Source organism: Microbacterium sp. WHRI 7836, assembly GCF_040223885.2.
GTDB classification, from domain to species: domain Bacteria; phylum Actinomycetota; class Actinomycetes; order Actinomycetales; family Microbacteriaceae; genus Microbacterium; species Microbacterium oxydans.
In genome coordinates this window covers 1,247,156-1,268,741 of record NZ_CP168171.1, presented here as the reverse complement: position 1 = coordinate 1,268,741, position 21,586 = coordinate 1,247,156, and the positions used below count along the sequence as shown (strand labels likewise).

Below are 21,586 nucleotides of genomic sequence, written 5' to 3'. Positions count from 1 at the left end.
AGCCACATGAACGGGTATGCCGTGATCGGTGCGGGACCATCGGGCCTCGCCGCCGCACGAGCGCTGCAGAAGCGCGGGATCGGCGTGGACGGCTATGAGGCCTCGCACGGCGTCGGCGGCCTGTGGGACATCGACAATCCCCGCAGCACGATGTACGAGTCGGCTCACCTCATCTCCTCGCGGACCACGACGGAGTTCACCGAGTTCCCCATGCGCTCCTCGGTCGACTACCCGGGTCACCGCGTTCTCAAGGAGTACTTCGAGGACTACGCCGCCCACTTCGACCTCACCGCTCTGTTCCGGTTCGACACGCGCGTGACGCGGCTCGAACCGCGCGATGGCGGATGGGATCTCACGAGCACCGGCCCCGACGGCGTCGAGACCCGGTGGTACACGGGTGTCGTGCTGGCGAACGGAACGCTCGCCCGGCCGAACGTTCCCTCCTTCTCCGGCGAGTTCACGGGCGAACTGCTGCACACGAGCGCTTACAAGTCGCCGGAGCAGCTGAAGTCCAGACGGGTGCTGCTGATCGGCGCGGGCAACTCCGGCTGCGACATCGCGGTGGACGCCGTGCATCATGCGGTGTCCGTCGACATGAGCGTGCGGCGCGGCTACTACTTCGTGCCGCGCTACCTGTTCGGAAGACCCAGCGACACCCTGAACCAGGGCCGCCCGCTGCCCGCCAGGATCAAGCAGGCGCTCGACAGCCGCGTGCTGCGCGCCTTCACGGGCGACCCCGTGCGCTTCGGATTCCCGAAGCCCGACTACCGCATCTACGAGTCGCACCCGATCGTGAACACCCTGATCCTGAACCACCTCGGGCAGGGCGATCTGCGGATCCGCGCCGACGTCGACCGGTTCGACGGGCCGACCGTGCACTTCCGCGACGGCGGCGCCGACGACTACGACCTCGTGCTGCTGGCCACCGGGTACACGCTCGACTATCCGTTCGTCGACAGGGAGCACCTGCACTGGCGAGGCGCTTCGCCGCGACTGTTCCTGAACGTGTTCCCGTCGTCGTTCAACGGTCTCTACGTGATGGGCATGATCGAAGCCTCCGGCATCGGCTGGCAGGGCCGCTACGAGCAGGCCGAGCTGCTGGCGGCCTATCTGAGCGCCGCCGAGGAGGAGCCGACGAGCGCCGCACGCTTCCGCCGACGCGTGACCGAGACCCCGTGGCCGGATGTCACCGGCGGCTACCACTACCTGGGCCTCGACCGGATGGCCTACTACGTGAACAAGGACGCCTACCGCACGGCCGTGCGACGGGAGAAGGGCGCACTCGAGGTGCCGGCCTGAGCGCAGCCGCCGTCGCGGGTCGCCGTCGCGAGAGCGCCGTCGTGCATCACCGGGTCACCGCGCGGAGTAGCGTTGTCCCGTGAAGAAGAAGTCCCACCGGATCCTGAGGCGCGTGCTGTGGAGCATCGCCATCGTGCTCGTGCTCGCCGTCGGCGGTGTACTCGCCTGGAGCCAGATCGGCGTCATGTCCGCGGAGCCGGAACCGCTCGCGGCCGTGCGCGAGAACCCGGCGATCACGGTGACCGACGCCGACCAGGGCATCGTGCTCGCTCCCGCGGACGGAGACTCGGACCTCGGCCTCGTGTTCATCCCCGGAGCCAAGGTCGACCCGTGGGCATACGCGGCCATCCTGCAGGGCCTGGCCGAGGACGGGGTCACCGTCGTGATCACGCGCCCATGGCTCAACCTGGCATTCTTCGACCCGCGCGGTCTCGACGCGTTCACCTCCGCGGCCCCCGGAATCGACGTGTGGAGCGTCGGCGGCCACTCACTGGGCGGGGTGCGCGCCTGTCAGCTCGCGTCCGATGCCGACGCGCTGGTGCTGTTCGCGTCCTACTGCGCGAACGACCTCTCCGGAAGCGACCTGCCCGTTCTGAGCCTCGCGGGGAGCGAGGACGGGCTGTCCACGCCCCAGAAGATCGCGGATGCCCGGCCCGAGCTGCCCGGCGATGCCGACCTGGTCGAGATCGAGGGTGCATCTCACGCCTCCTTCGGCGACTACGGTCCGCAGGACGGCGACGGCACCCCGACCATCTCGAGCGACGACATGCATGCGGAGGTCACGCGTCTCGCCGGAGACTTCCTCGCCCCGCTCGCCCCCTGAGCCTCACTCCCCCACAGGCTCGAACCCGAGGTCGAGCACGGAGTCGAGCAACGGATGCAGGTGTCGCGTTCGCAGCGCCGTCGCCGCTGACCGGGCTCCCGCCCGGAGGGCGGTAGGGACGTCGGCTCCGTCGAGCCGCGCATCGAGCACCCCAGCCAGGAAGGCATCTCCCGCCCCGTTCGTGTCGACGACATCGACGGATTCTGCAGGAACCCGGTGGACGGTGCCGTCTTCGTCGACCGCGACGGCACCGTCCGCGCCCAGGGTGCAGACGGCCAGACGGGTTCTCTCCGCGATGAGTGATCGGAGGAACCCGATCGGGTCGTCGAGTCTGTCGGCGTTGCAGAACACCGCGTCGACGGCGTCGAGGAAAGGCCGATGGTAGTCCGCCGACCCGTCGTAGTCATGCACGTCGACCCAGATCGGCGTACCGGTCGACCGGGCCAGGGGCAGCAGGCGCAGGGGTTCGGCCGCAAGGTCGAGCACGACGGCGTCGGCTGCCGCCATCTCCCCGTGCGCACGCCGGTCGTGTTCACCCGTCGTCTCCCCCGGCGTGGCCAGGTAGAGCGAGACCCGCTCACCCGCGCGCGTCATCAGATTGAGATGCCGCTCCGTGACACCGTCATGCCACTCCACCGGCACCCCCGCGGCACGTAGGGCCTCTCGGACGTGTACGCCCTCCCTGTCCACCCCGGCGGTGGCGTGGAGCCGGACAGACCTGCCCAGCGCGGTCAGGCTGAGCGCCTTGCCCGCGCTCGTGCCTCCGACCGTCTCCCAGGCGCTCTCGGCGAACTGCATGTGCGGTACCGGCTCCGGCAGCCGGTCGAGCACGACGATCGTGTTCCACGACACCGGCCCGACGATGACGACGGAGGCGGACTCTGAGGAGGAGGGCATGGCACCATCCTGCCGCGTGCTCCGCCCTCAGCCGATGCGCGAGACCAGCGCGTCGAGCCCCATGCCGTAGTCGATGCGCACGACGGGGAGAGCGAGCTTGTCGGTGCCGATCGTCACGTATCCGGGTTCGATGGTGCGCCCCATCTCGAATCCGGCCTGGGCGACTCCCTGCTTGGTGGTGTCGTTGTAGTGCCCGAACGGATACGCGACGACCTGCCCCACGCCGAGCACGCCGGCCGACGTGGTGAGGTCGGCCGCGATCTGATCGGCCGTCCAGTTGACCATCCGGCCCTTGCCGTTGTCTCCGGCCTGGTGCATGTCGTGCGTGTGCGAGCGACGCTGCACGTAGATCGAGGGCGCGGGATCCTGCCGGTAGGCCGTGATCATGAACGACGTGCTGAGCAGCTTGTACCTGTCGACGACCGGCACCGCAAGATCGAACCACGACTGGTCGGCGTCGTCATCGGTGATGATCACGCTCTTGGCGGGAAGCGAGAGCCGACCGTCGATGAAGGCGCTGAGCTCGTCCCACGTCGGCAGGTAGAACCCCGTCGTCGCGATGTGGTTCATCTGCGCGTCGAAGTCGCCGATGTAGGCGTAGTTGCCCCGCAACCAGCCCTTCTCCCCCTCCGGGTTCGCCGTGAACTGGTGGTACATCAGGATGGGCACTCGCACGTTCTCCGCCGCGTTGTCCTCCGGCGTCCTCCATGCCGCGAAGAGCTCGACCTGTTGATCGGCGCACACCACGGGGTCTGCGCCGTTCACACGCGCGGCGACGGTGAGCGCCCCGGCGTCCGCAGCGCTCGAGTACCAGCCGGCGAACACCCTGCCGTCGAGCTGCGGGATCGGCAGTCCCTGGTAGAGGTCGTCCTGGAACTGCAGCATCGGATCGGTGGGCGCACCCTCGCCCGAGAACGTGACAGCGCAGGCGCGCGGGTCGTCCGCATCGGCGACGATCTGCTCCGCGGGAGTCAGCGGATGCTCGATCGTCGTGGACTGCGCCTTCGGAACGGTGTTCTCCGGCGTGCGGTTCATCCAGGCGAAGGCGGCGATGCCTCCTCCGACCACGACGGCCGCCGCGATGGTGCCGACGATGACGGCGGTTCGTGCGGCCCGTTTCTTCCCCCCGGAAGCCATGATCAGGCGTCGAAGCCTTCGGCGATCATCTCCACGAGCTCCTCGCGCTCCTCGACGGGCAGGAACGCCGCAGCAGCCGCATTGAACTGGAACGTCTCGAGGTCGTCGAGGTCGTACTCGAACGTCTCGACCAGCCGGGCGAGTTCCCGTGTGAGAGACGTGGCACTCATGGTGCGGTTGTCGACGTTCACGGTCACCGCGAACCCGAGCTGGTAGAGCAGGTCGAACGGGTGATCCACCATCGTGTCGCCCCACGCGGCGATCGCCCCGGTCTGCAGGTTCGACGACGGCGAGAGCTCGAGCGGGATCTCACGGTCGCGCACCCAGCGAGCGAGGTCGCCGAACTGCACCTGCACCTCGTCGCCCTCCTGCGTGATGACCTGGAGGTCCTCCGCGATGCGCACGCCGTGGCCGAGGCGCAGGGCGCGCCCGTCCAGCAGCGCCGAGCGGATCGAGGCCAGGCCGGCCGCCTCGCCCGCATGCACGGTGACGGGGAAGAAGTTCTCGGCGAGGTAGTCGAACGCCTTGCGGTGGTTCGACGGCGGGAATCCGTCCTCCGGTCCCGCGATGTCGAAGCCCACCGCACCGCGACCGCGGAAGTCGACCGCGAGCTCGGCGATCTCGAGGGCGCGGTCGGTGTGGCGCATCGCGGTGATGAGCTGCCCGACCCGGATGCTGCGTCCGGAGCGGTCGGCGAGGTCTTCTCCCTCTTCGATGCCCTGCTGCACGGCTTCCACGGTCTGCTCGAGCGTGAGACCGCGAGCCAGATGCTGCTCTGGTGCCCAGCGCACCTCGCCGTAGATCACTCCGTCGGCGGCGAGATCCTGCACGAACTCGCGCGCGACGCGGGTGAGCCCCTCCTGGGTCTGCATCACGGCGGTGGTGAGGTCGAACGTCTTGAGGTACTCGACCAGAGAACCCGAGTCGCTCTGCTTCGCGAACCACGAACCCAGAGCAGCAGGCTTCGACTCGGGAACGTCCAGTCCGATCTCATCCGCGAGCTCGATGATCGTGGCGGGCCGTACCGCACCGTCGAGGTGGTCGTGCAGCGACACCTTGGGCAGGCTCCGCAGGGAGACGCCCTGAAGCGTGACGTCGCCGTTCGCATCGATCGACATGGTGATCCTCTCGGTCGCGGATGTGCTCAGATCAGGCTAGCGGTCCGACGTCACGCGGTGATGCGCTCGCGGACGATGGGACCGGTGACCGGCGCCTCGTCCCCGATCTCCCACGAGCCATCGAGCGCGTCGAGCGCCCGGCCGAAACGAGCATCGTCTGCGGCGGAGAGGGTGAACAGCGGCTGACCGGCGACGACGCGATCGCCGGGCTTCGCGTGCAGATCGATTCCCGCTTCGAAGATCACGGGATCCTGCGCCCTGGCGCGACCCGCGCCGAGACGCCAGGCGGCGACGCCGAACGGAAGGGCGTCCATGCGCGTGACGACGCCGTCGGCCGGTGCCAGCACCTGGTGCGTCTCCCGTGCCGTCGGCAGCTCGGCATCCGGATCGCCGTCCTGCGCGCGGATCATCGCCTTCCAGGTGTCCATGGCACGCCCGTCGTCGAGCGCGGCCTCCACGTCGGCGTCCGGCTGTCCGGCGAGGGCCAGCATCTCGCGCGCCAGGGCGATGGTCAGCTCCCGCACGTCGGAGGGTCCGCCACCGGCGAGGATCTCCACCGACTCCCGCACCTCGTTCGCGTTTCCGATCGCGAGGCCGAGCGGGACGTTCATGTCGGTCAGCAGGGCGGTCGTCGCGACGCCGGAGTCGGTGCCGAGGGCGACCATCGTGCGCGCCAGCTCGCGAGCGCGGTCGATGTCCTGCATGAACGCACCGGATCCGAACTTCACGTCGAGCACGAGGGCATCCGTCCCCTCCGCGATCTTCTTCGACATGATGCTGGAGGCGATCAGCGGGATCGCCTCCACGGTGCCGGTGACGTCGCGGAGCGCGTAGAGCTTCTTGTCGGCGGGAGCGAGCCCGGAGCCGGCGGCGCAGATGACAGCGCCCACGTCGCCCTGCATCTGCGCGAACATCTCCTCGTTGCTGAGAGCCGCGCGCCAGCCGGGGATCGACTCGAGCTTGTCGAGCGTGCCGCCGGTGTGTCCGAGACCGCGACCGCTCAGCTGCGGCACCGCCACACCGAAGGATGCCACCAGAGGCGCGAGCGGCAGCGTGATCTTGTCACCGACACCACCGGTGGAGTGCTTGTCGACGGTGCGCTTGCCGAGCGAGGCGAAGCTCATCCGCTCCCCCGACGCGATCATCGCATCCGTCAGCACCCGGATCTCGTCGCGCTCCATGCCGCGCTGGAAGATCGCCATCGCGAACGATGCCATCTGCGCGTCCGACACGTAGCCCCGCGTGTAGGCGTCGACCATCCAGCGCAGCGCGGGCTCGGGCACCGCACCGCCGTCGCGCTTGGCGCGGATCACATCGATCGCATCGAACGGTTCGATGGCTCCCTGAGCCTGTCCAGCGGTCATCGTGCTTCCTCCAGGTCGCGCGGCCCGAACGCATCGGGCAGCACCTCGTCGATCGTGCGGATGCCGGAGACGGTCTCCAGCAGCATCCCGGGCATCGCATGCTCGAACAGCAGCTGGCGACAGCGCCCGCACGGCATGATCGTCTGCCCCTCGTTGTTCACGCACACGAAGGCGACGAGCTGACCGCCGCCCGACATGTGCAGGTCGCCCACCAGAGCGCACTCCGCGCACAGCGTCACACCGTAGGAGGCGTTCTCGACGTTGCAGCCGGCCACGATCCGACCGTCGCCCACGAGGGCCGCAGCCCCCACGCGATAGCGCGAGTAGGGCGCGTAGGCCTTGGTCATGGCTTCGGTCGCGACCTGGCGCAGTTCATCCCAGTCGATGTCCGTCATTGCGATGCTTCTCTCTTCCCGGCAGGGCTACGACTTGATGTAGGGCTTGCCGTCGGCGGCAGGCGCCTTGATCTGGCCGGCGAACCCGGCGACCGCGAGCAGCGTCACGACGTACGGCAGCATCAGCATGAACTCGCCGGGGATCGGCGTCTTCAGGATCGACAGCAGGTTCTGCAGGTTGGTGGCGAAGCCGAACAGCAGGGCGGCGAGGGTCGCACGGATCGGATCCCAGCGGCCGAAGATCACCGCGGCGAGGGCGATGAAGCCGAGTCCCGCCGTCATGTCCTTGCCGAACTGCGGTACCGAGACGAGTGTGAAGTACGCACCACCCATGCCCGCGATCGCGCCGGCCAGCAGCACGTTCCAGAATCGCGTCGGGTTGACCTTGATGCCCACCGTGTCGGCCGCCTGCGGGTGCTCGCCGACGGCACGCAGCCGCAGACCCCAGCGCGTGCGGTACAGGCCCCATGCCACCACCGCGACGGTGATGAACATCAGGTACCCGATGAACGTCTGGTTGAAGAGCACGGGGCCGATGATGGGGATGTCGCTGAGCAGCGGGATCTCGAAGCGCGGGAACCGCACCGGGGCGTTCAGCGTCGCCTCGTTCGGGGCCAGCAGGGCGCCGTAGAGGAACCCGGTGAGGCCGGTGACGAGCACGTTGAGCACGACACCGACGATGACCTGCTCGACGAGGTACTTGATCGCGAACGCGGCGAGGACGCTCGCCACGAGGACGCCGCCGATCATCGCGCCGACAAGGCCGACGAACGGGTTGCCGGTGATGCTGGAGAGCAGCGCGGCGGAGAAGGCGCCCAGCAGCAGCTGGCCCTCGATCGCGACGTTGACCACACCGGCACGCTCGCCGATGACACCACCCAGCGCGCCGAACACCAGCGGCACCGAGAGCGACACCGCGCCGAACAGCAGGCTGGTGACGGGGACGAGCCCGCCTGCCGCAGCCCAGACCAGGAAGGCGAACACGGCGAGCACGCCGTAGGCCACCACGAGCCACAGCGACGGCTTGCGATAGGTCCAGGCGCGGAGGAACGCTCCGACGGTCAGGACCACCAGGATGCCGAAGACGACCCAGAAGGTCGAGGCGGTCGGCAGGGCGACGTCGGGCAGGGCGAGTGCCGACGACTGGTCGGAGAGCCGGAACGTGCTGATGCCGTCGCGCGGCACGAGCAGGAACAGCAGCGCCAGGAGCACGGTGGCTCCGGCGAGCACGATCGGCGCCTTGAGGTGCCGTTCCTTGACGGTCGCGAGCTGCACTGTGCCGTCCGCGGCCTGGGTCTGCACGAGGGACATCATGCCGCCACCGCCTTCTTCGCGGCCTTGGCTCTGAGCCTCGCCGCCTTCTCGATGTCGGTCTTCGGGAGGAAGAACACCGTGCGCAGCAGCGGCGGCGCGGCGATGAAGAGCACCACGAGCGACTGCACGACGAGCACGATGTCGACCGGGATGTTCTGCGCCTGCATCGAGAACGAACCCGCCTTGAGCGCACCGAACAGGATGCCGGCCGCGAACGTGCCCCAGGCGCGGCTGCGTCCGAGGAGCGCGACCGTGATCGCGTCGAAGCCGATGCCGGCGTCGATGGTCTCCGTCACACCCGTGGTGACGGCGCCCTGGATCTGGTTCATGCCGGCGAGGCCGGCCAGACCGCCGGCGAAGAGCATCGCGTAGACGTAGATGCGCTGCACGCTGATGCCCGCCGCACGAGCCGCATGCGGGTTCTCACCCACTGCGCGCATGCGCATGCCGAGGGACGAGCGCTCGATGAGCCACCACACGAACAGCGTGGCGACGATCACGATCACGAAACCGAGGTCGAGCAGCGGGAACTGCGGACCGAGCAGGGTCGGGAACTGCGCGCTCTCCGGAGTCGCGGAACCCAGGGCCTGGTTGGTCCCCGGCTTCTGGAGGAGTCCGGGGGTGCGGATCATCCACAGCAGGAGGTAGTAGGCGATGTAGTTGAGCATGATGGTGAGGATCACCTCGTGCGCACCGGTGCGCGCCTTGATGAGCCCCGCGATCGCACCCCAGAGTGCACCGCCCGCGATTCCCGCGATGAGCGTGACCGGGATGTGCAGCCAGATCGGCAGGTCGAGCGAGAACGTCAGCAGGGCCGCGACGGCGACACCGATGAGCATCTGGCCGCGGGCACCGATGTTGAACAGACCGACGCGGAACGCGAGTGCGACGCCGAGACCGGCCGCGATGAGCGGTGCCGCGAAGCCGAGCGTGTTCGTCAGGGGACGGATCTGCGCGGCGAAGTCGGCTCCGCGGGCGTTGAAGATCGCCCCGCGGAACAGCGCCTCGTACCCGTTGTACACCGCGTTCCAGGCGGCGACGAAGGTGTCGCCGGGCTGCGCGAAGAAGTAGACGGAGGCCGCCTGCACGTCTTCGTTCGTCAGGGCGATCAGGATGCCGCCGACGATGAGGGCCAGGACGATCGCGAGGATCGTCGTGACGGCACTCCCCCGGAGGATCTCCTTGAGGATCACGTTTCCGCGCGGAGGCGGGGGGACATCGCTGGGGTCGCGCGGAACCGTGCCGGTGCTCGTGGCGAGCTCCTGCGGCGGGATCCCCTTGGTCACGTCTCCTGCGCCGGGTGTCGCTCCGCTCACGCGGCCACCTCCCCTTCGGCCGCTCCGGCCATCATGAGTCCGAGCGTCTCCCGAGGCGTGTCGCCGGGGACGATGCCGACGATCGTGCCGCGGTACATGACCGCGATCCGGTCGGCGAGAGCTGCGACCTCGTCGAGCTCCGTGGAGACGACGATCACCGGCACACCGGCGTCTCGCGTCTCGATGATGCGCTTGTGGATGAACTCGATCGAGCCGACGTCGACACCACGGGTGGGCTGTGCCGCGACGAGAAGACGAAGCTCTCGGCTCATCTCCCTGGCGATCACGACCTTCTGCTGGTTTCCGCCGGACAGCGTGCCCGCCGGCGTCTCCGGCCCCTGGGTACGGATGTCGTACTCCTTGATGCGCGCGCGGGCGAACTCGTCGAGCACCCCGCGGCGCAGGGTCCCGGCCCGGCTGAACGCGGGGTCGTCCGAACGATCGAGGATCAGGTTCTCCGCGACCGAGAACCCGGCGACCAGGCCGTCCTCGGTGCGGTCCTCCGGCACGAAGCCGACACCGGCATCGAGGATCGCCCGCACGCTCTTGCCGACAAGCTCGTTGCCATCCAGTTCGATGCTGCCCTCGACGCGGGCGGCGAGACCGACGATCGCCTCGACGAGCTCGGTCTGCCCGTTGCCCTGGACGCCGGCGATCGCGAGCACCTCCCCTGGGCGGACGGCGAAGTCGACACCGTCGACGACGATCGCGCCCGCGGGAGTCAGCACGCGGAGGTTCTTGACCTCGAAACCGCCCTCGCCCAGGCGGGGCGGTTCCTTGTGCACGGTGAGCTCGACGGCTCGTCCCACCATGAGAGAGGCGAGCTCGGCGTTGGTCGCCGTCGGCGAAGCCTCGCCGACGACGCGGCCGAGGCGGACGATGGTGATCTTGTCCGCGACCTCGCGGACCTCACGAAGCTTGTGGGTGATGAAGACGATCGCCGTGCCCTCGTCACGCAGCTGACGCATGATGCCCATCAGCTCGTCGGTCTCCTGTGGGGTGAGCACGGCCGTCGGCTCGTCGAACACCAGCACCTTGGCATCGCGGGAGAGCGCCTTGATGATCTCGACACGCTGCTGCACGCCCACGGGGAGGTCGCCGACGAGGGCGTCCGGGTCGATGTCGAAGCCGAAGCGGGCGGCGACCGAGCGCACGTGCTCTCGCGCCTTCGCGATGTCGAGCCTGCCGAGGGCCTTGGTCTGCTCGTGACCGAGCATCACGTTCTCCGCCACCGTGAACACGGGGACGAGCATGAAGTGCTGGTGGACCATGCCGATCCCCGCAGCCATCGCGTCTCCGGGACCGCGGAAGCGCTGCACCTCATCGTTGAGGAGGATCTCGCCCTCGTCGGCCTGGTACAGGCCGTAGAGCACATTCATGAGGGTGGACTTGCCTGCGCCGTTCTCACCGAGCAGCGCATGGATCTCCCCCGGTTCGACAACGAGATCGATGTGATCGTTGGCGACGAGGGTGCCGAAGCGCTTGGTGATGCCGCGAAGTTCGAGCTTCATATCTGCACCTTATCCAGAAGAGTATCCAGAAGATTATCCAGAGGAGTCGTGGACGGATTCGTCGTCCGCCCACGGCACGGGGCGAGTGGCGTACTGCTCACCACTCGCCCCGTGCGGGAACTGCGACGGATCTACTTGGCCGTCGGGGAGTTCGGGGACTCCACCTTGATGTCACCCGAGACGATCTGCTCCTGCAGGGTCTTGAGCTCGTCCATCAGGCCGTCGGGAAGCTGCGACTCGAAGTCGCCGAAGCCGGAGAGCTTCACGCCCTCGTTCTCGAGCGTGCCCACGTAGGGAGCCGGGTCGAACTCGCCCTTCGCAGCGGCGAGGGTCGCGTCCTTCACAGCCACGTCGATCGCCTTCATGATCGAGACGAGCGTGATGTCGGCGACCTGCGGGTCGGCGACGGCGAGGTCGCTGTCGACACCGAGCATCAGGGTGTCCTTGCCGCTGTCCGCGATCGCGGCCGCGGCGCTCTGGTACACGGGACCGCCGACGGGGAGGATCACGTCGACGCCCTGGTCGAGCACGCCCTGCGCGGTCTGCTTGGCGGTGTCGTTCGCGTCGAAGCCACCGGTGAAGGAGCCCTTCTGCGTGGCCTCGTCCCAACCGAAGACCTCGACAGCGGCCGACTTGTCCTCGTTGTACTTCTCGACGCCGAGCTGGTAGCCGTCCATGAACACGGCGACCGACGGGATCTGCATTCCGCCGAAGGTGCCGACCTTGTTCACACCGCTCTGCGCGGACCATGCCGCGGCGGCGTAGCCACCGAGGTAGGCGGCCTGAGCCGTGTCGAAGACCAGCGGCTTGATGTTCGGAGCGTCGACGTTGCCGTCGAAGTCGTTGTCGGCCCAGTCGTCGATGATCGCGTAGTCGATCTCGGGGTTCGCGAGCGCGGACTCGACCGTTGCGGCCGACAGCTTGAAGCCGACGGAGACGATCAGCGAGCAGCCCTCGGAGACGGCGGTCTCCAGGTTCGGCGCGTAGTCGTTGTCATTGGCCGACTCGAATTCGAGCGGCTTGATGTCCAGCTCCTCGGCGGCGCTGTCCATGCCCTCCTTGGCGGACTGGTTGAACGACTTGTCGTTCCAGCCGCCGGCGTCGGAGACGAGGCAGGGCAGGAAGTCCGAGGCAACCGGCTCGCCGGAGCCGGCGGGCTTGTCGGTCGGTGCCTGGCCGCAACCGGCGAGTGCGAAGACGACGCCAGCGGCGACGGTGACGCCGAGCAGCTTCTTGGTGGTGGAGATGGTCAACTGATGCCTCCCTCAACGAAACCGCGGCCATCGCGGATCGATCAAAGTTACCTAGTGTTTCGGTTTTTGTGCACACCGGCGCCGCACGTGCTCGCCAATGGTTACCAAGCTGAAATCAAGACAGCCGATGAGCGTGAGCACCTGCTCATCGGAGCACGTGTCAGAGCACGTCACCGCGTCCCGTGAGCTTGAGCGACTCGACGACGCCCTTGACCCGCTGCGCGTGCTGCACCGTGGTGACGAGCAGGGCGTCAGGGGTGTCGACCACGACGATGTCCTGCACCCCGACCAGGCTGATGACGCGTGTCGTCTGACTGACCAGGATCCCGCTCGCGCCGTCTGCGAGCACGCGCGCCTTGGGCCCGAGCACCGCGAGGTCGTTCTTGCGGCCGTTGGTGATGAGCTTGGTGAGCGAGGCGAAGTCACCCACATCGTCCCAGTCGAAGTGACCGGGGACGACGGCGAGGCGTCCACGTCGCGCGGCGGGCTCGGCGACCGCGTAGTCGATGGCGATCTTCTTCAGGCGCGGCCAGATCCGATCGACAGCCGGCCCTCGACGTTCGCGATCGTCCCAGGCCTCGGCGAGCTCGAGCAGACCGGCGTGCAGCTCCGGTTCGTTCGCAGCGAGCTCGTCCAGCAGCACGCTGGCCTTGGCGATGAACATGCCGGCGTTCCAGAGGTAGCCGCGATCGGCGATGTACTCCTTCGCCGTCTCGAGGTCGGGCTTCTCGACGAAGCTCGCCACCAGAGCGGCCTCCCGTGCACCGTCGACCACGAGCTCCGGGCCCATCTTGATGTATCCGAACCCGATCGCCGGCTCCGTCGGGGTGATGCCGATCGTGCAGATGTACCCCTCCCGCGCGACCTCGACGGCGTCGCGGACGGCGAACTCGAACACGCGCGTTCCCCGGATCACATGGTCCGCACTGAACGAGCCGATCACCACGTCGGGATTCCGGCGGTGCAGGATCGCCGCGGCGAGTCCGATCGCAGCCGCGGACTCTCGCGGCTCCGACTCCAGGAAGACGTTCAGATCCGGGATGCCGGGCAATTCGGCCTCGACGGCGGCACGGTGCGCACGCCCGGTGACCACCGCGATCCGATCCTCCCCCGCGAGCGGGATGAGCCGATCCCAGGTGTCGCGCAGCAGCGAATGCCCCGAGCCGGTCAGATCGTGCAGGAACTTCGGAGCGTCGGCTCGGGACAACGGCCAGAGCCTGCTGCCGATGCCGCCTGCGGGAATCACTGCGTAGAAATCCTTGATTGGTGCGCTCACCCTGCCCAGGGTAGCCCCACGGAACATCTCGACATCGAGACACTTAGGCTCCCCTTCGTCGCTCCCAGTGATCTGACAGGAATAGGATGGACACCGATCGGGCGTGCCTGAGCGCACGCGACCGGTTCACATCGATCCAGGGAGGACGACCGTGTCCACAAGCGCCCGCTTGACACCGTCGATTTCGGAAACCACGTCAAAGACCCCCCGCGGCACCCTCTATCGGGGTCGCGAAGGCATGTGGTCGTGGGTGCTTCACCGCATCACCGGAGTCGCCATCTTCTTCTTCCTGTTGGTGCACGTGCTCGACACGGCGCTGATCAGGGTGTCGCCGGAGGCGTACAACGCCGTCATCGGCACGTACAAGAACCCCATCATGGCCCTCGGCGAGGTCGTGCTCGTGGCCGGCATCGTGTTCCACGCGATGAACGGTCTGCGTATCATCGCCGTCGACTTCTGGTCGAAGGGCGCCAAGTACCAGCGTCAGCTGTTCTGGGGCGTCCTGCTGGTGTGGGGCATCATCATGGCCGGGTTCGTGCCCCGCCACCTGATGCTCGCGTTCGCCGGATTCGGAGGGGGACACTGATGTCCGCACAGACCGTCGCCGCCGCTCCGGCCCGCCGCCGCCGCGGGGTCAACCTCGAGAAGTGGGGCTGGATCTTCATGCGCGTCTCGGGCGTCGTGCTCGTCGTGCTGATCTTCGGCCACCTGTTCGTCAACCTCATGGTCGGCGAAGGCATCCACGCACTGGACTTCGCGTTCATCGCGGGCAAGTTCGCCACGCCGTTCTGGCAGTGGTGGGACGTGCTCATGCTGTGGCTCGCCCTCATCCACGGCGCCAACGGCATGCGCACGATCGTCAACGACTACGTGACGAACAGCACGGCGCGCAAGTCGCTGGTCTGGGCGCTCGGGCTGGCCGCCGGCCTGCTCATCATCCTCGGCACGCTCGTGGTCTTCACGTTCGACCCGTGCCTGGGTGTGACCGAGGACAGCGTCCTCTGGTCCGAATGCGCCGCGATCGTCGGGAACTAGAAGAAGGCATACGAGAAGTGACTACCGAGACGCAGGATTCCGTCGTCCGAGACGGCGTGCACTACCACCAGTTCGACATCGTGATCGTGGGAGCCGGTGGGGCGGGCATGCGCGCCGCCATCGAGGCCGGCCCCGGCGCGAAGACCGCCGTGATCTCCAAGCTCTACCCGACGCGATCGCACACCGGTGCGGCGCAGGGCGGCATGGCGGCGGCCCTCGCGAACGTCGAGGAGGACTCCTGGGAGTGGCACACCTTCGACACCGTCAAGGGCGGCGACTACCTCGTCGACCAGGACGCAGCCGAGATCCTCGCGAAGGAGGCCATCGACGCGGTCATCGACCTCGAGAACATGGGCCTCCCCTTCAACCGCACCCCCGAGGGCAAGATCGACCAGCGCCGTTTCGGCGGTCATACGGCCGAGCACGGCAAGACCCCGGTCCGCCGCGCGTGCTACGCCGCCGACCGCACCGGCCACATGATCCTGCAGACGCTGTTCCAGAACTGCGTGAAGCTCGGCATTAACTTCTTCAACGAGTTCTACGTGCTCGACCTCCTCACGGTGAAGGACGCCGACGGCAAGACGCAGGTCTCCGGTGTCGTCGCCTACGACCTCGCCACGGGCGAGCTGCACGTCTTCCAGGCCAAGGCCGTGATCTTCGCGACCGGCGGCTTCGGCAAGATCTTCAAGACCACCTCGAACGCGCACACCCTCACGGGCGACGGCGTCGGCATCGTATGGCGCAAGGGCCTCCCGCTCGAGGACCTGGAGTTCTTCCAGTTCCATCCGACCGGCCTCGCCGGACTCGGCATCCTCCTCACCGAGGGAGCGCGAGGAGAAGGCGCCATCCTCCGCAACGCCTCGGGCGAGCGCTTCATGGAGCGCTACGCCCCGACGATCAAGGACCTCGCCCCACGTGACATCGTCGCGCGCTGCATGGTCCAGGAGGTCGCGGAGGGCCGCGGCGCCGGTCCCCACAAGGACTACGTGCTGCTGGACTGCACGCACCTCGGTGCCGAGGTGCTCGAGACCAAGCTGCCGGACATCACCGAGTTCGCCCGCACCTACCTGGGCGTCGACCCCGTCGTCGAGCCGGTCCCCGTGATGCCGACCGCGCACTACGCGATGGGCGGCATCCCGACGAACAACGACGCCGAAGTACTCGCCGACAACGACACCGTCGTGCCCGGCCTGTACGCCGCCGGCGAATGTGCCTGCGTCTCGGTGCACGGCGCCAACCGCCTCGGCACCAACTCGCTGCTCGACATCAATGTGTTCGGCAAGCGCGCGGGTCGCAAGGCCGTCGAGTATGTGAAGACCGCCGAGTTCGTGCCGCTGCCGGAGGACCCGGCCGGTTTCGTGTCCGGCATGATCGAGGGTCTGCGCAACAACCAGGGCACCGAACGCATCGCGGTGCTGCGCAAGACGCTGCAGGACGAGATGGACAAGGGCGCGCAGGTGTTCCGCACGCACGAGTCGCTCGAGCACGTGCTCGGCGTCATCAAGGAACTGCGCGATCGCTACCTCAACGTCCACGTCGACGACAAGGGCAAGCGGTTCAACACCGATCTGCTCGAGGCCGTCGAGCTGGGCTTCCTGCTCGACATCGCCGAGGTCGTGGTCTACGCCGCGCAGAACCGCCAGGAGAGCCGCGGCGGACACATGCGCGACGACTTCCCGACGCGCGACGACGAGAAGTACATGAAGCACACCATGGCCTACCTGACCGGCGACCCGCACTCGTCCACGCCGAGCGATCACATCAAGCTCGACTGGAAGCCCGTCGTCTTCACGAAGAACGAGCAGGGCGAGTTCAACTACCCGCCGATGGAGAGGAAGTACTGAGCATGTCGACCGCCATCGCAGAGGCACCTGCCGACACCACCGAAGAGACCGGCATCCAGTCCTTCATCGTCACCTTCAACATCCGCCGGTTCAACCCCGAGGTCGACTCCGAGCCGCACTGGGTCGACTACGACGTGGAGCTCTACTCCACCGACCGCGTGCTGGACGCCCTGCACAAGATCAAGTGGGAGGTCGACGGCTCGCTGACCTTCCGCCGCTCCTGTGCCCACGGCATCTGCGGCTCCGACGCCATGCGCATCAACGGACGCAACCGTCTGGCCTGCAAGACGCTGATCAAGGACCTCGACATCTCGAAGCCGATCTACGTCGAGGCCATCAAGGGTCTGCCGCTGGAGAAGGACCTCGTCGTCGACATGGAGCCGTTCTTCGCCTCGTACCGCGAGGTGCAGCCGTTCCTCGTCGCGAACTCCGTTCCGGAGAAGGGCAAGGAGCGCACGCAGTCCATCGCCGACCGCGAGATCTTCGACGACACCACCAAGTGCATCCTGTGCGCCGCGTGCACCTCGTCGTGCCCCGTGTTCTGGACCGACGGGCAGTACTTCGGCCCGGCGGCGATCGTCAACGCACACCGCTTCATCTTCGACTCGCGCGACGACAACGCCGCCGTGCGTCTCGACATCCTCAACGACAAGGAAGGCGTCTGGCGCTGCCGCACGACCTTCAACTGCTCCGAGGCGTGCCCCCGCGGCATCGAGGTCACCAAGGCCATCGCCGAGGTCAAGCAGGCTGTCCTGCGCGGCCGCCCCTGACCGGGCTTCGCCTGCACGAGCCGTATCAGGCGATCACGCGAGGACAGGCGGTTCCGTTCCGGAGCCGCCTGTTCTCGCGTTTCTGCCTGAGACGGCGCATGTGGAGATGGCGGAGGCGGGGATGAACACGACGCTTGGATAAGGTGGGACCGTGGCTGATCCCGATGGCTCCACGACCGAGTCCGGTCGTCTCGATGCCGCTGTCGAACGCGCCTCAGCGCTCACTCAGCGCACTCTCGGGCTGTTCCCCGTTCGCGTGTGGCGGCACTTCCTCCAGCACAACGGGTTCCTCCTCGCCGCGGGCGTGAGCTACCAGGCGCTGTTCGCGATCTTCGCGGCCATCTACCTCGCCTTCGCGATCGCTGGTCTCTGGCTCGGTGGCAGTGAAGACGCGGTGAACGGTCTGATCGCGATGATCAACAGCTACATACCGAACCTCATCCAGCCCGAGGGCGGGGTGATCACACCGGAGCAGGTGCAGGAGATCGCCTCGAGCACGACCGGTGTGCTGAGCATCACCGGTCTGATCGCCCTGGGCACCGTGATCTGGACGGCGATCGGCTGGGTCACCTTCTCGCGGCGCGCGACCAGAGACATCTTCGGTCTGCCGCCCGATCGCCGCAGCTACGTGATCCTGAAGGCGCGCGATCTCCTCGCCGCCGTGATCTTCGGTGCCTCGCTGGTGGCCGGATCGATCCTCAGCTCCGCGAGCGCCGCCGTCCTGAGCTGGCTCCTCGGCCTCCTGGGCTGGGACTCCGGTTCCAACGGCGTCATCCTGATCCGCATCGGCGCGGTCATCGTGTCATTCGCGCTGATGTCGGGCGCGCTGGCGGCGATGGTCCGCTTCCTCACCGGCACCTCCCTGCACTGGGGGACGATCTGGCCCGGCGCTCTCCTGGGCGGTGGAGCGATGACGATCCTGCAGTTCGGTGCCGGCTTCCTCCTCAGCTACACGCCCTCCAACCCGCTGCTCGCCACGTTCGCCATCTTCATCGGTCTCCTGCTCTGGTTCCGCATCAACGGCGTGGTCATGCTGGTCGCCTCGTCCTGGATCGCGGTCGCCGCACAGGATCGCGATCAACCCCTCCTGGAGCAGACCGAAGCGGAACGCCGCGTGGCCGAGTACCAGACCCTCCTGACCGCCGCCCGCATCCGCGTACGTGACGCCCGTGCGGCCCGACTCGACGCGCCCTGGTATCGGGCGTGGGCCGCGGGACGGGCATTGCGCGATGCGGAGGATGAACTTCACGACCTCGAGGCCTCCCCTCCCCCGCCGGCGGACATGAGCACACCGCTCGCTCGACGCCTGCTGGCCGAGTTGAACCACCGCTCCGGACGGGATGTCGGCGACCCTCGTTAGGCTGGGGACCATGCCTCATCTGCGTATCGCCTCGGTCAATGTCAACGGAATCCGAGCGGCGGCTCGCAACGGGATGAGCTCGTGGTTGGACGAGGCGGGCGTCGACATCCTCACGCTCCAGGAGGTCCGCGGGCAGGACGAGCATCTGGAGGCCGCGCTTCCCGGGTGGTCGTTCGTGCACGACGAGGCCACCGCGAAGGGACGGGCAGGCGTCGCCATCGCCAGCCGCACGCCCGCGCTCGCCTCGCGCACCGATTTCGGCCCCGACGACTTCGACTCCAAGGGCCGCTGGATCGAGGCCGACTACCTGATCGGCGACCGCCCCCTCACCGTCGTGAGCGCGTACGTGCACTCCGGAGAGGCCGACACGCCCAAGCAGGATGAGAAGTGGAAGTTCCTCGACGCCTTCGGCACCCGTCTCGGCGAACTCAACACCGAAGGTGCGCTGGCGCTCGTCACCGGTGACCTCAACGTCGGCCACCGTGAGCTCGACATCAAGAACTGGCGCGGCAATCGCAAGAAGGCGGGCTTCCTGCCACGCGAGCGCGCCTACTTCGACCGGTTCCTCGGAGAGGCGGGTACGGAGGTCTCGGGTGTCGACGGCACCGTCGGCACCGGCCTCGGCTGGATCGACGTCGGCCGGGCATTCCACGGGGAGGTCGACGGCCCCTACACCTGGTGGTCGATGCGTGGGCAGGCGTTCGACAACGATTCCGGGTGGCGTATCGACTACCACTTGGCGACGCCCGCTCTTGCGGAGCGCGTGGAGACCTATCACGTCGCGCGCGCCGCCGCCTACGACCAGCGCTGGAGCGACCACGCGCCGGTGGTCGTCGACTACCGCTACTGATCGGAGCCGGCCACGCCGTCGCCATCCGTGACGGCGTGGCCGTTGCCGGGCGCGTAGCGGTACCAGCCGCGATACTCCAGCACTGTTCCCACCAGGGGGCTCACTGCCTGCATGTCGATCGTGCGACGACCGTGGACCTCGTCCCAGCCGTCGACGAGATCGACGTCGACGCGAAGAGGTCCACGCAGCGGGATGCGCAACCGCCCGAACCGCAGGCGGACGGCACGAGTGCGCATCCGCAGCGCGCCGTCGGACGTCACCGAACAATGCTCGAGCATCTCGACCCGGCCTCGATCGCCCAGTGCGTTCTGGACCAGCCCAGGATGCCCCGTCGCGAAGAGCCGATCCCTGACATACTGCGTCGCACCGGGGAAGCGGAACTCGCGGACGGTGGCGAGCACGCCCCGGCCCGAGGATGTGCGTGCCGATGCGGTCTCGATCCGGAACGGCACATGCCTCGCGAGCCGGGTGACGAGCAGACCGGGCCCGACGACGGGGCGAGCGAGAACGGAGAGCCGGCCGAACCTGCTGCCGGCGACGGTGAACACGCCGTCGGCGCTGTCGAGGTCCGGTCGCCCCGGATCCGCGTGGACACGCATCTGCGCGAGGATCTCGGGGTGGAGCCGCTCGGCTTCCTCGCCCAGCGCCTCCAGGAAGGCCGCACCGCGAGCGGTCACTCCCTCACCTCCTCGCGGTAGGGCTTCACGGTCGCCGGTGCCGGCCCCTCGACGAACTCGCACGTGAAGGCGCCTCGGTAGCCGAACAGGAACCCGAAGACGTCGTTGTGGATCTCCAGGTCGATGAGGTACCGCTTCTGCTCATCGTCGTAGCGCTCGAGGAGTCTGGCGCGACCGCTGAACAGCATCGGGAACCGGAAGGCGAACCGCCCCTCGTAGAAGCGCTGTGCGCCCGAGGTGAGCAGGAGTGCGCCGTCGTCGGTCACCTCCAGGTCGAGGTCGACGGCGAGGTGCTGATGGGTGCCCAGGTAGTCGACGACCCTCCGGCGGGCGTCGCTGTAGATCATGGTCGCGTCGAACCGGCGGCGTCGCCCCGGCCGCACATCCATGGTCCGCACGAAGGTCACGGTCTCGCGCCCGAAGTCGTCGATATACGCGTGGTTGTCGATACGGAAGGGCACCTCGCTCCCGCGCTCGGGGAACAGGATGTTGCGGAAGGTGCCGACCAGCAGGAAAGGCAACGTCCACCACGGTCCGCGACGCACCTCTGACATCACGCCGCGTCCGATGCAGCCGTATCCCGCATCCACCCCGACCCCGAATCGTCGCTGCAGCTGGGGGTGGAGCCGGGCGAAATCGTCTCCCAGCGCACGCTCGAAGATCCCCCGCCCCGCGCTCATCCGATGGCCTCGAGCGACTCGGGCGCGTCCTGCATGATGGTGCGTCCGCCATGTCGGGGCGGGCGCGAGAGGCAATTGCGGGCACGGGGACGTCGGCCTCGGCGCAACGACCTCCATCCACTCGTCTGCTCGGGCGGGATCCCCGCCTCTGCCCACAGCCGGAGACGGTCGAAGCTCCTCGCGGTCAGCCACCAGACGAAGCGTCGGGTGATGAGCGGATCGAGCGCTCGTCCGATCCAGCCCCATCCTGGGGCGTAGTCGTAGCCCGTGAGGAACCGCACGCCGTCCTCTGTCGGCACGTACCGCCAGTATCCGCGCCCTGTGCCCAGGGGCGAGAACGCGTCTTCGGTATCGAAAAGCAACGCGGAGGTGCGCTCCCCCGCAGCGCTCTCCTTCGTCGCCAGCGAGATGCCGGTCCCGCGGATGGTGTGCAGCCGGAGATCGAGCTCGTATCGGAACTCCTGTGCTCCGTCCGCCCTGGTGCGCTGCGGCGCGATGTCCGTGAAACGCGCATCCCATCGCACGTGCGAAGCCGGGTCCTGGGTGAGCCGCCACACCTCGTCCAGGGGAGCCCGGATCAGCACCTCGACGTAGAGGGCCCGATCCTTCCGCGACCGTTGACGGGGAGATGCGGAGGCCATGCGCCCATCGTAGGGGCACCGCACGA

General features: G+C 67.9%; 21 protein-coding genes. 8 read left to right on the top strand and 13 right to left on the bottom strand.

Annotated features, from left to right (window positions below; all coding sequences use genetic code 11):
* Window positions 1-6 precede the first annotated feature (6 nt).
* Window positions 7-1,299, top strand: coding sequence for an NAD(P)/FAD-dependent oxidoreductase (locus ABRP18_RS06000; RefSeq protein WP_349885715.1), 1,293 nt, complete (start codon window positions 7-9; stop codon window positions 1,297-1,299).
* Window positions 1,300-1,378: 79 nt separating this feature from the next.
* Entirely contained in the window at window positions 1,379-2,122 is a 744-nt protein-coding gene (locus ABRP18_RS05995; protein WP_046748948.1) for an alpha/beta hydrolase, read from the top strand.
* 3 nt (window positions 2,123-2,125) lie between these two features.
* Here the strand turns inward: ABRP18_RS05995 and ABRP18_RS05990 are convergent, their stop codons facing one another.
* The 10 genes from ABRP18_RS05990 to ABRP18_RS05945 form a co-directional block, all read right to left on the bottom strand.
* Complete coding sequence (locus ABRP18_RS05990) at window positions 2,126-3,019, bottom strand: PfkB family carbohydrate kinase (protein ID WP_349885714.1); 894 nt, start codon at window positions 3,017-3,019, stop codon at window positions 2,126-2,128.
* Between the two features lie 27 nt (window positions 3,020-3,046).
* Window positions 3,047-4,156, bottom strand: coding sequence for a polysaccharide deacetylase family protein (locus ABRP18_RS05985; protein ID WP_193762539.1), 1,110 nt, complete (start codon window positions 4,154-4,156; stop codon window positions 3,047-3,049).
* A 2-nt stretch (window positions 4,157-4,158) separates the two neighbouring features.
* The gene (locus ABRP18_RS05980) at window positions 4,159-5,274 is read right to left on the bottom strand and encodes an adenosine deaminase (RefSeq protein ID WP_046748945.1); all 1,116 of its coding nucleotides are present in this window, start codon (window positions 5,272-5,274) and stop codon (window positions 4,159-4,161) included.
* Window positions 5,275-5,324: 50 nt separating this feature from the next.
* Entirely contained in the window at window positions 5,325-6,638 is a 1,314-nt protein-coding gene (locus tag ABRP18_RS05975; protein WP_046748944.1) for a thymidine phosphorylase, read from the bottom strand.
* Window positions 6,635-7,033 carry a cytidine deaminase gene (locus ABRP18_RS05970; RefSeq protein WP_349885713.1) on the bottom strand — a complete coding sequence of 133 codons (399 nt, stop codon included), beginning with the start codon at window positions 7,031-7,033 and terminating at the stop codon, window positions 6,635-6,637. Before ABRP18_RS05970 ends, ABRP18_RS05975 begins: the two co-directional genes overlap by 4 nt.
* A 27-nt stretch (window positions 7,034-7,060) precedes the next feature.
* Window positions 7,061-8,344, bottom strand: a complete 1,284-nt coding sequence (locus ABRP18_RS05965; protein WP_371861866.1) for an ABC transporter permease — start codon at window positions 8,342-8,344, stop codon at window positions 7,061-7,063.
* Window positions 8,344-9,663: an ABC transporter permease gene (locus ABRP18_RS05960; protein ID WP_046748942.1), complete on the bottom strand. Its 1,320-nt coding sequence runs from the start codon at window positions 9,661-9,663 to the stop codon at window positions 8,344-8,346. Before ABRP18_RS05960 ends, ABRP18_RS05965 begins: the two co-directional genes overlap by 1 nt.
* Window positions 9,660-11,174: an ABC transporter ATP-binding protein gene (locus ABRP18_RS05955; protein ID WP_046748941.1), complete on the bottom strand. Its 1,515-nt coding sequence runs from the start codon at window positions 11,172-11,174 to the stop codon at window positions 9,660-9,662. The genes ABRP18_RS05960 and ABRP18_RS05955 overlap by 4 nt, the downstream gene beginning before the upstream one ends.
* A 131-nt stretch (window positions 11,175-11,305) precedes the next feature.
* Window positions 11,306-12,427, bottom strand: coding sequence for a BMP family protein (locus ABRP18_RS05950; protein WP_058631796.1), 1,122 nt, complete (start codon window positions 12,425-12,427; stop codon window positions 11,306-11,308).
* Between the two features lie 160 nt (window positions 12,428-12,587).
* The gene (locus ABRP18_RS05945; RefSeq protein ID WP_113681701.1) at window positions 12,588-13,703 is read right to left on the bottom strand and encodes a mannose-1-phosphate guanylyltransferase; all 1,116 of its coding nucleotides are present in this window, start codon (window positions 13,701-13,703) and stop codon (window positions 12,588-12,590) included.
* 151 nt (window positions 13,704-13,854) lie between these two features.
* Here ABRP18_RS05945 and sdhC point away from each other — a divergent pair, with 151 nt between their 5' ends.
* The 6 genes from sdhC (at window position 13,855) to ABRP18_RS05915 (ending at window position 19,562) form a co-directional block, all read left to right on the top strand.
* The gene (gene sdhC, locus ABRP18_RS05940) at window positions 13,855-14,289 is read left to right on the top strand and encodes a succinate dehydrogenase, cytochrome b556 subunit (RefSeq protein ID WP_072591539.1); all 435 of its coding nucleotides are present in this window, start codon (window positions 13,855-13,857) and stop codon (window positions 14,287-14,289) included.
* A complete protein-coding gene (locus ABRP18_RS05935) occupies window positions 14,289-14,738 on the top strand; it encodes a succinate dehydrogenase hydrophobic membrane anchor subunit (RefSeq protein ID WP_046748938.1) in 450 nt (149 codons plus the stop codon). Before sdhC ends, ABRP18_RS05935 begins: the two co-directional genes overlap by 1 nt.
* A 17-nt stretch (window positions 14,739-14,755) precedes the next feature.
* Window positions 14,756-16,582 (top strand): succinate dehydrogenase flavoprotein subunit, encoded by a 1,827-nt coding sequence (sdhA, locus tag ABRP18_RS05930; protein WP_046748937.1) that lies wholly within the window; start codon window positions 14,756-14,758, stop codon window positions 16,580-16,582.
* 2 nt (window positions 16,583-16,584) lie between these two features.
* Window positions 16,585-17,352 (top strand): succinate dehydrogenase iron-sulfur subunit, encoded by a 768-nt coding sequence (locus ABRP18_RS05925; protein WP_058631793.1) that lies wholly within the window; start codon window positions 16,585-16,587, stop codon window positions 17,350-17,352.
* Window positions 17,353-17,503: 151 nt separating this feature from the next.
* Window positions 17,504-18,712 (top strand): YihY/virulence factor BrkB family protein, encoded by a 1,209-nt coding sequence (locus tag ABRP18_RS05920; protein WP_058631792.1) that lies wholly within the window; start codon window positions 17,504-17,506, stop codon window positions 18,710-18,712.
* Between the two features lie 10 nt (window positions 18,713-18,722).
* On the top strand, window positions 18,723-19,562 hold the full coding sequence (locus tag ABRP18_RS05915) for an exodeoxyribonuclease III (RefSeq protein ID WP_179516118.1): 840 nt from the start codon (window positions 18,723-18,725) through the stop codon (window positions 19,560-19,562).
* Here the strand turns inward: ABRP18_RS05915 and ABRP18_RS05910 are convergent.
* Genes ABRP18_RS05910 through ABRP18_RS05900 form a run of 3 tightly spaced genes read right to left on the bottom strand, consistent with a single transcriptional unit; the run spans window position 19,556 to window position 21,560 of the window.
* Complete coding sequence (locus ABRP18_RS05910; RefSeq protein WP_113681700.1) at window positions 19,556-20,239, bottom strand: DUF4166 domain-containing protein; 684 nt, start codon at window positions 20,237-20,239, stop codon at window positions 19,556-19,558. The genes ABRP18_RS05915 and ABRP18_RS05910 overlap by 7 nt on opposite strands.
* Window positions 20,236-20,919, bottom strand: a complete 684-nt coding sequence (locus ABRP18_RS05905) for a DUF4166 domain-containing protein (RefSeq protein ID WP_113681699.1) — start codon at window positions 20,917-20,919, stop codon at window positions 20,236-20,238. The genes ABRP18_RS05910 and ABRP18_RS05905 overlap by 4 nt, the downstream gene beginning before the upstream one ends.
* Window positions 20,916-21,560 carry an SRPBCC family protein gene (locus ABRP18_RS05900; protein ID WP_141370146.1) on the bottom strand — a complete coding sequence of 215 codons (645 nt, stop codon included), beginning with the start codon at window positions 21,558-21,560 and terminating at the stop codon, window positions 20,916-20,918. The genes ABRP18_RS05905 and ABRP18_RS05900 overlap by 4 nt, the downstream gene beginning before the upstream one ends.
* Window positions 21,561-21,586 lie beyond the last annotated feature (26 nt).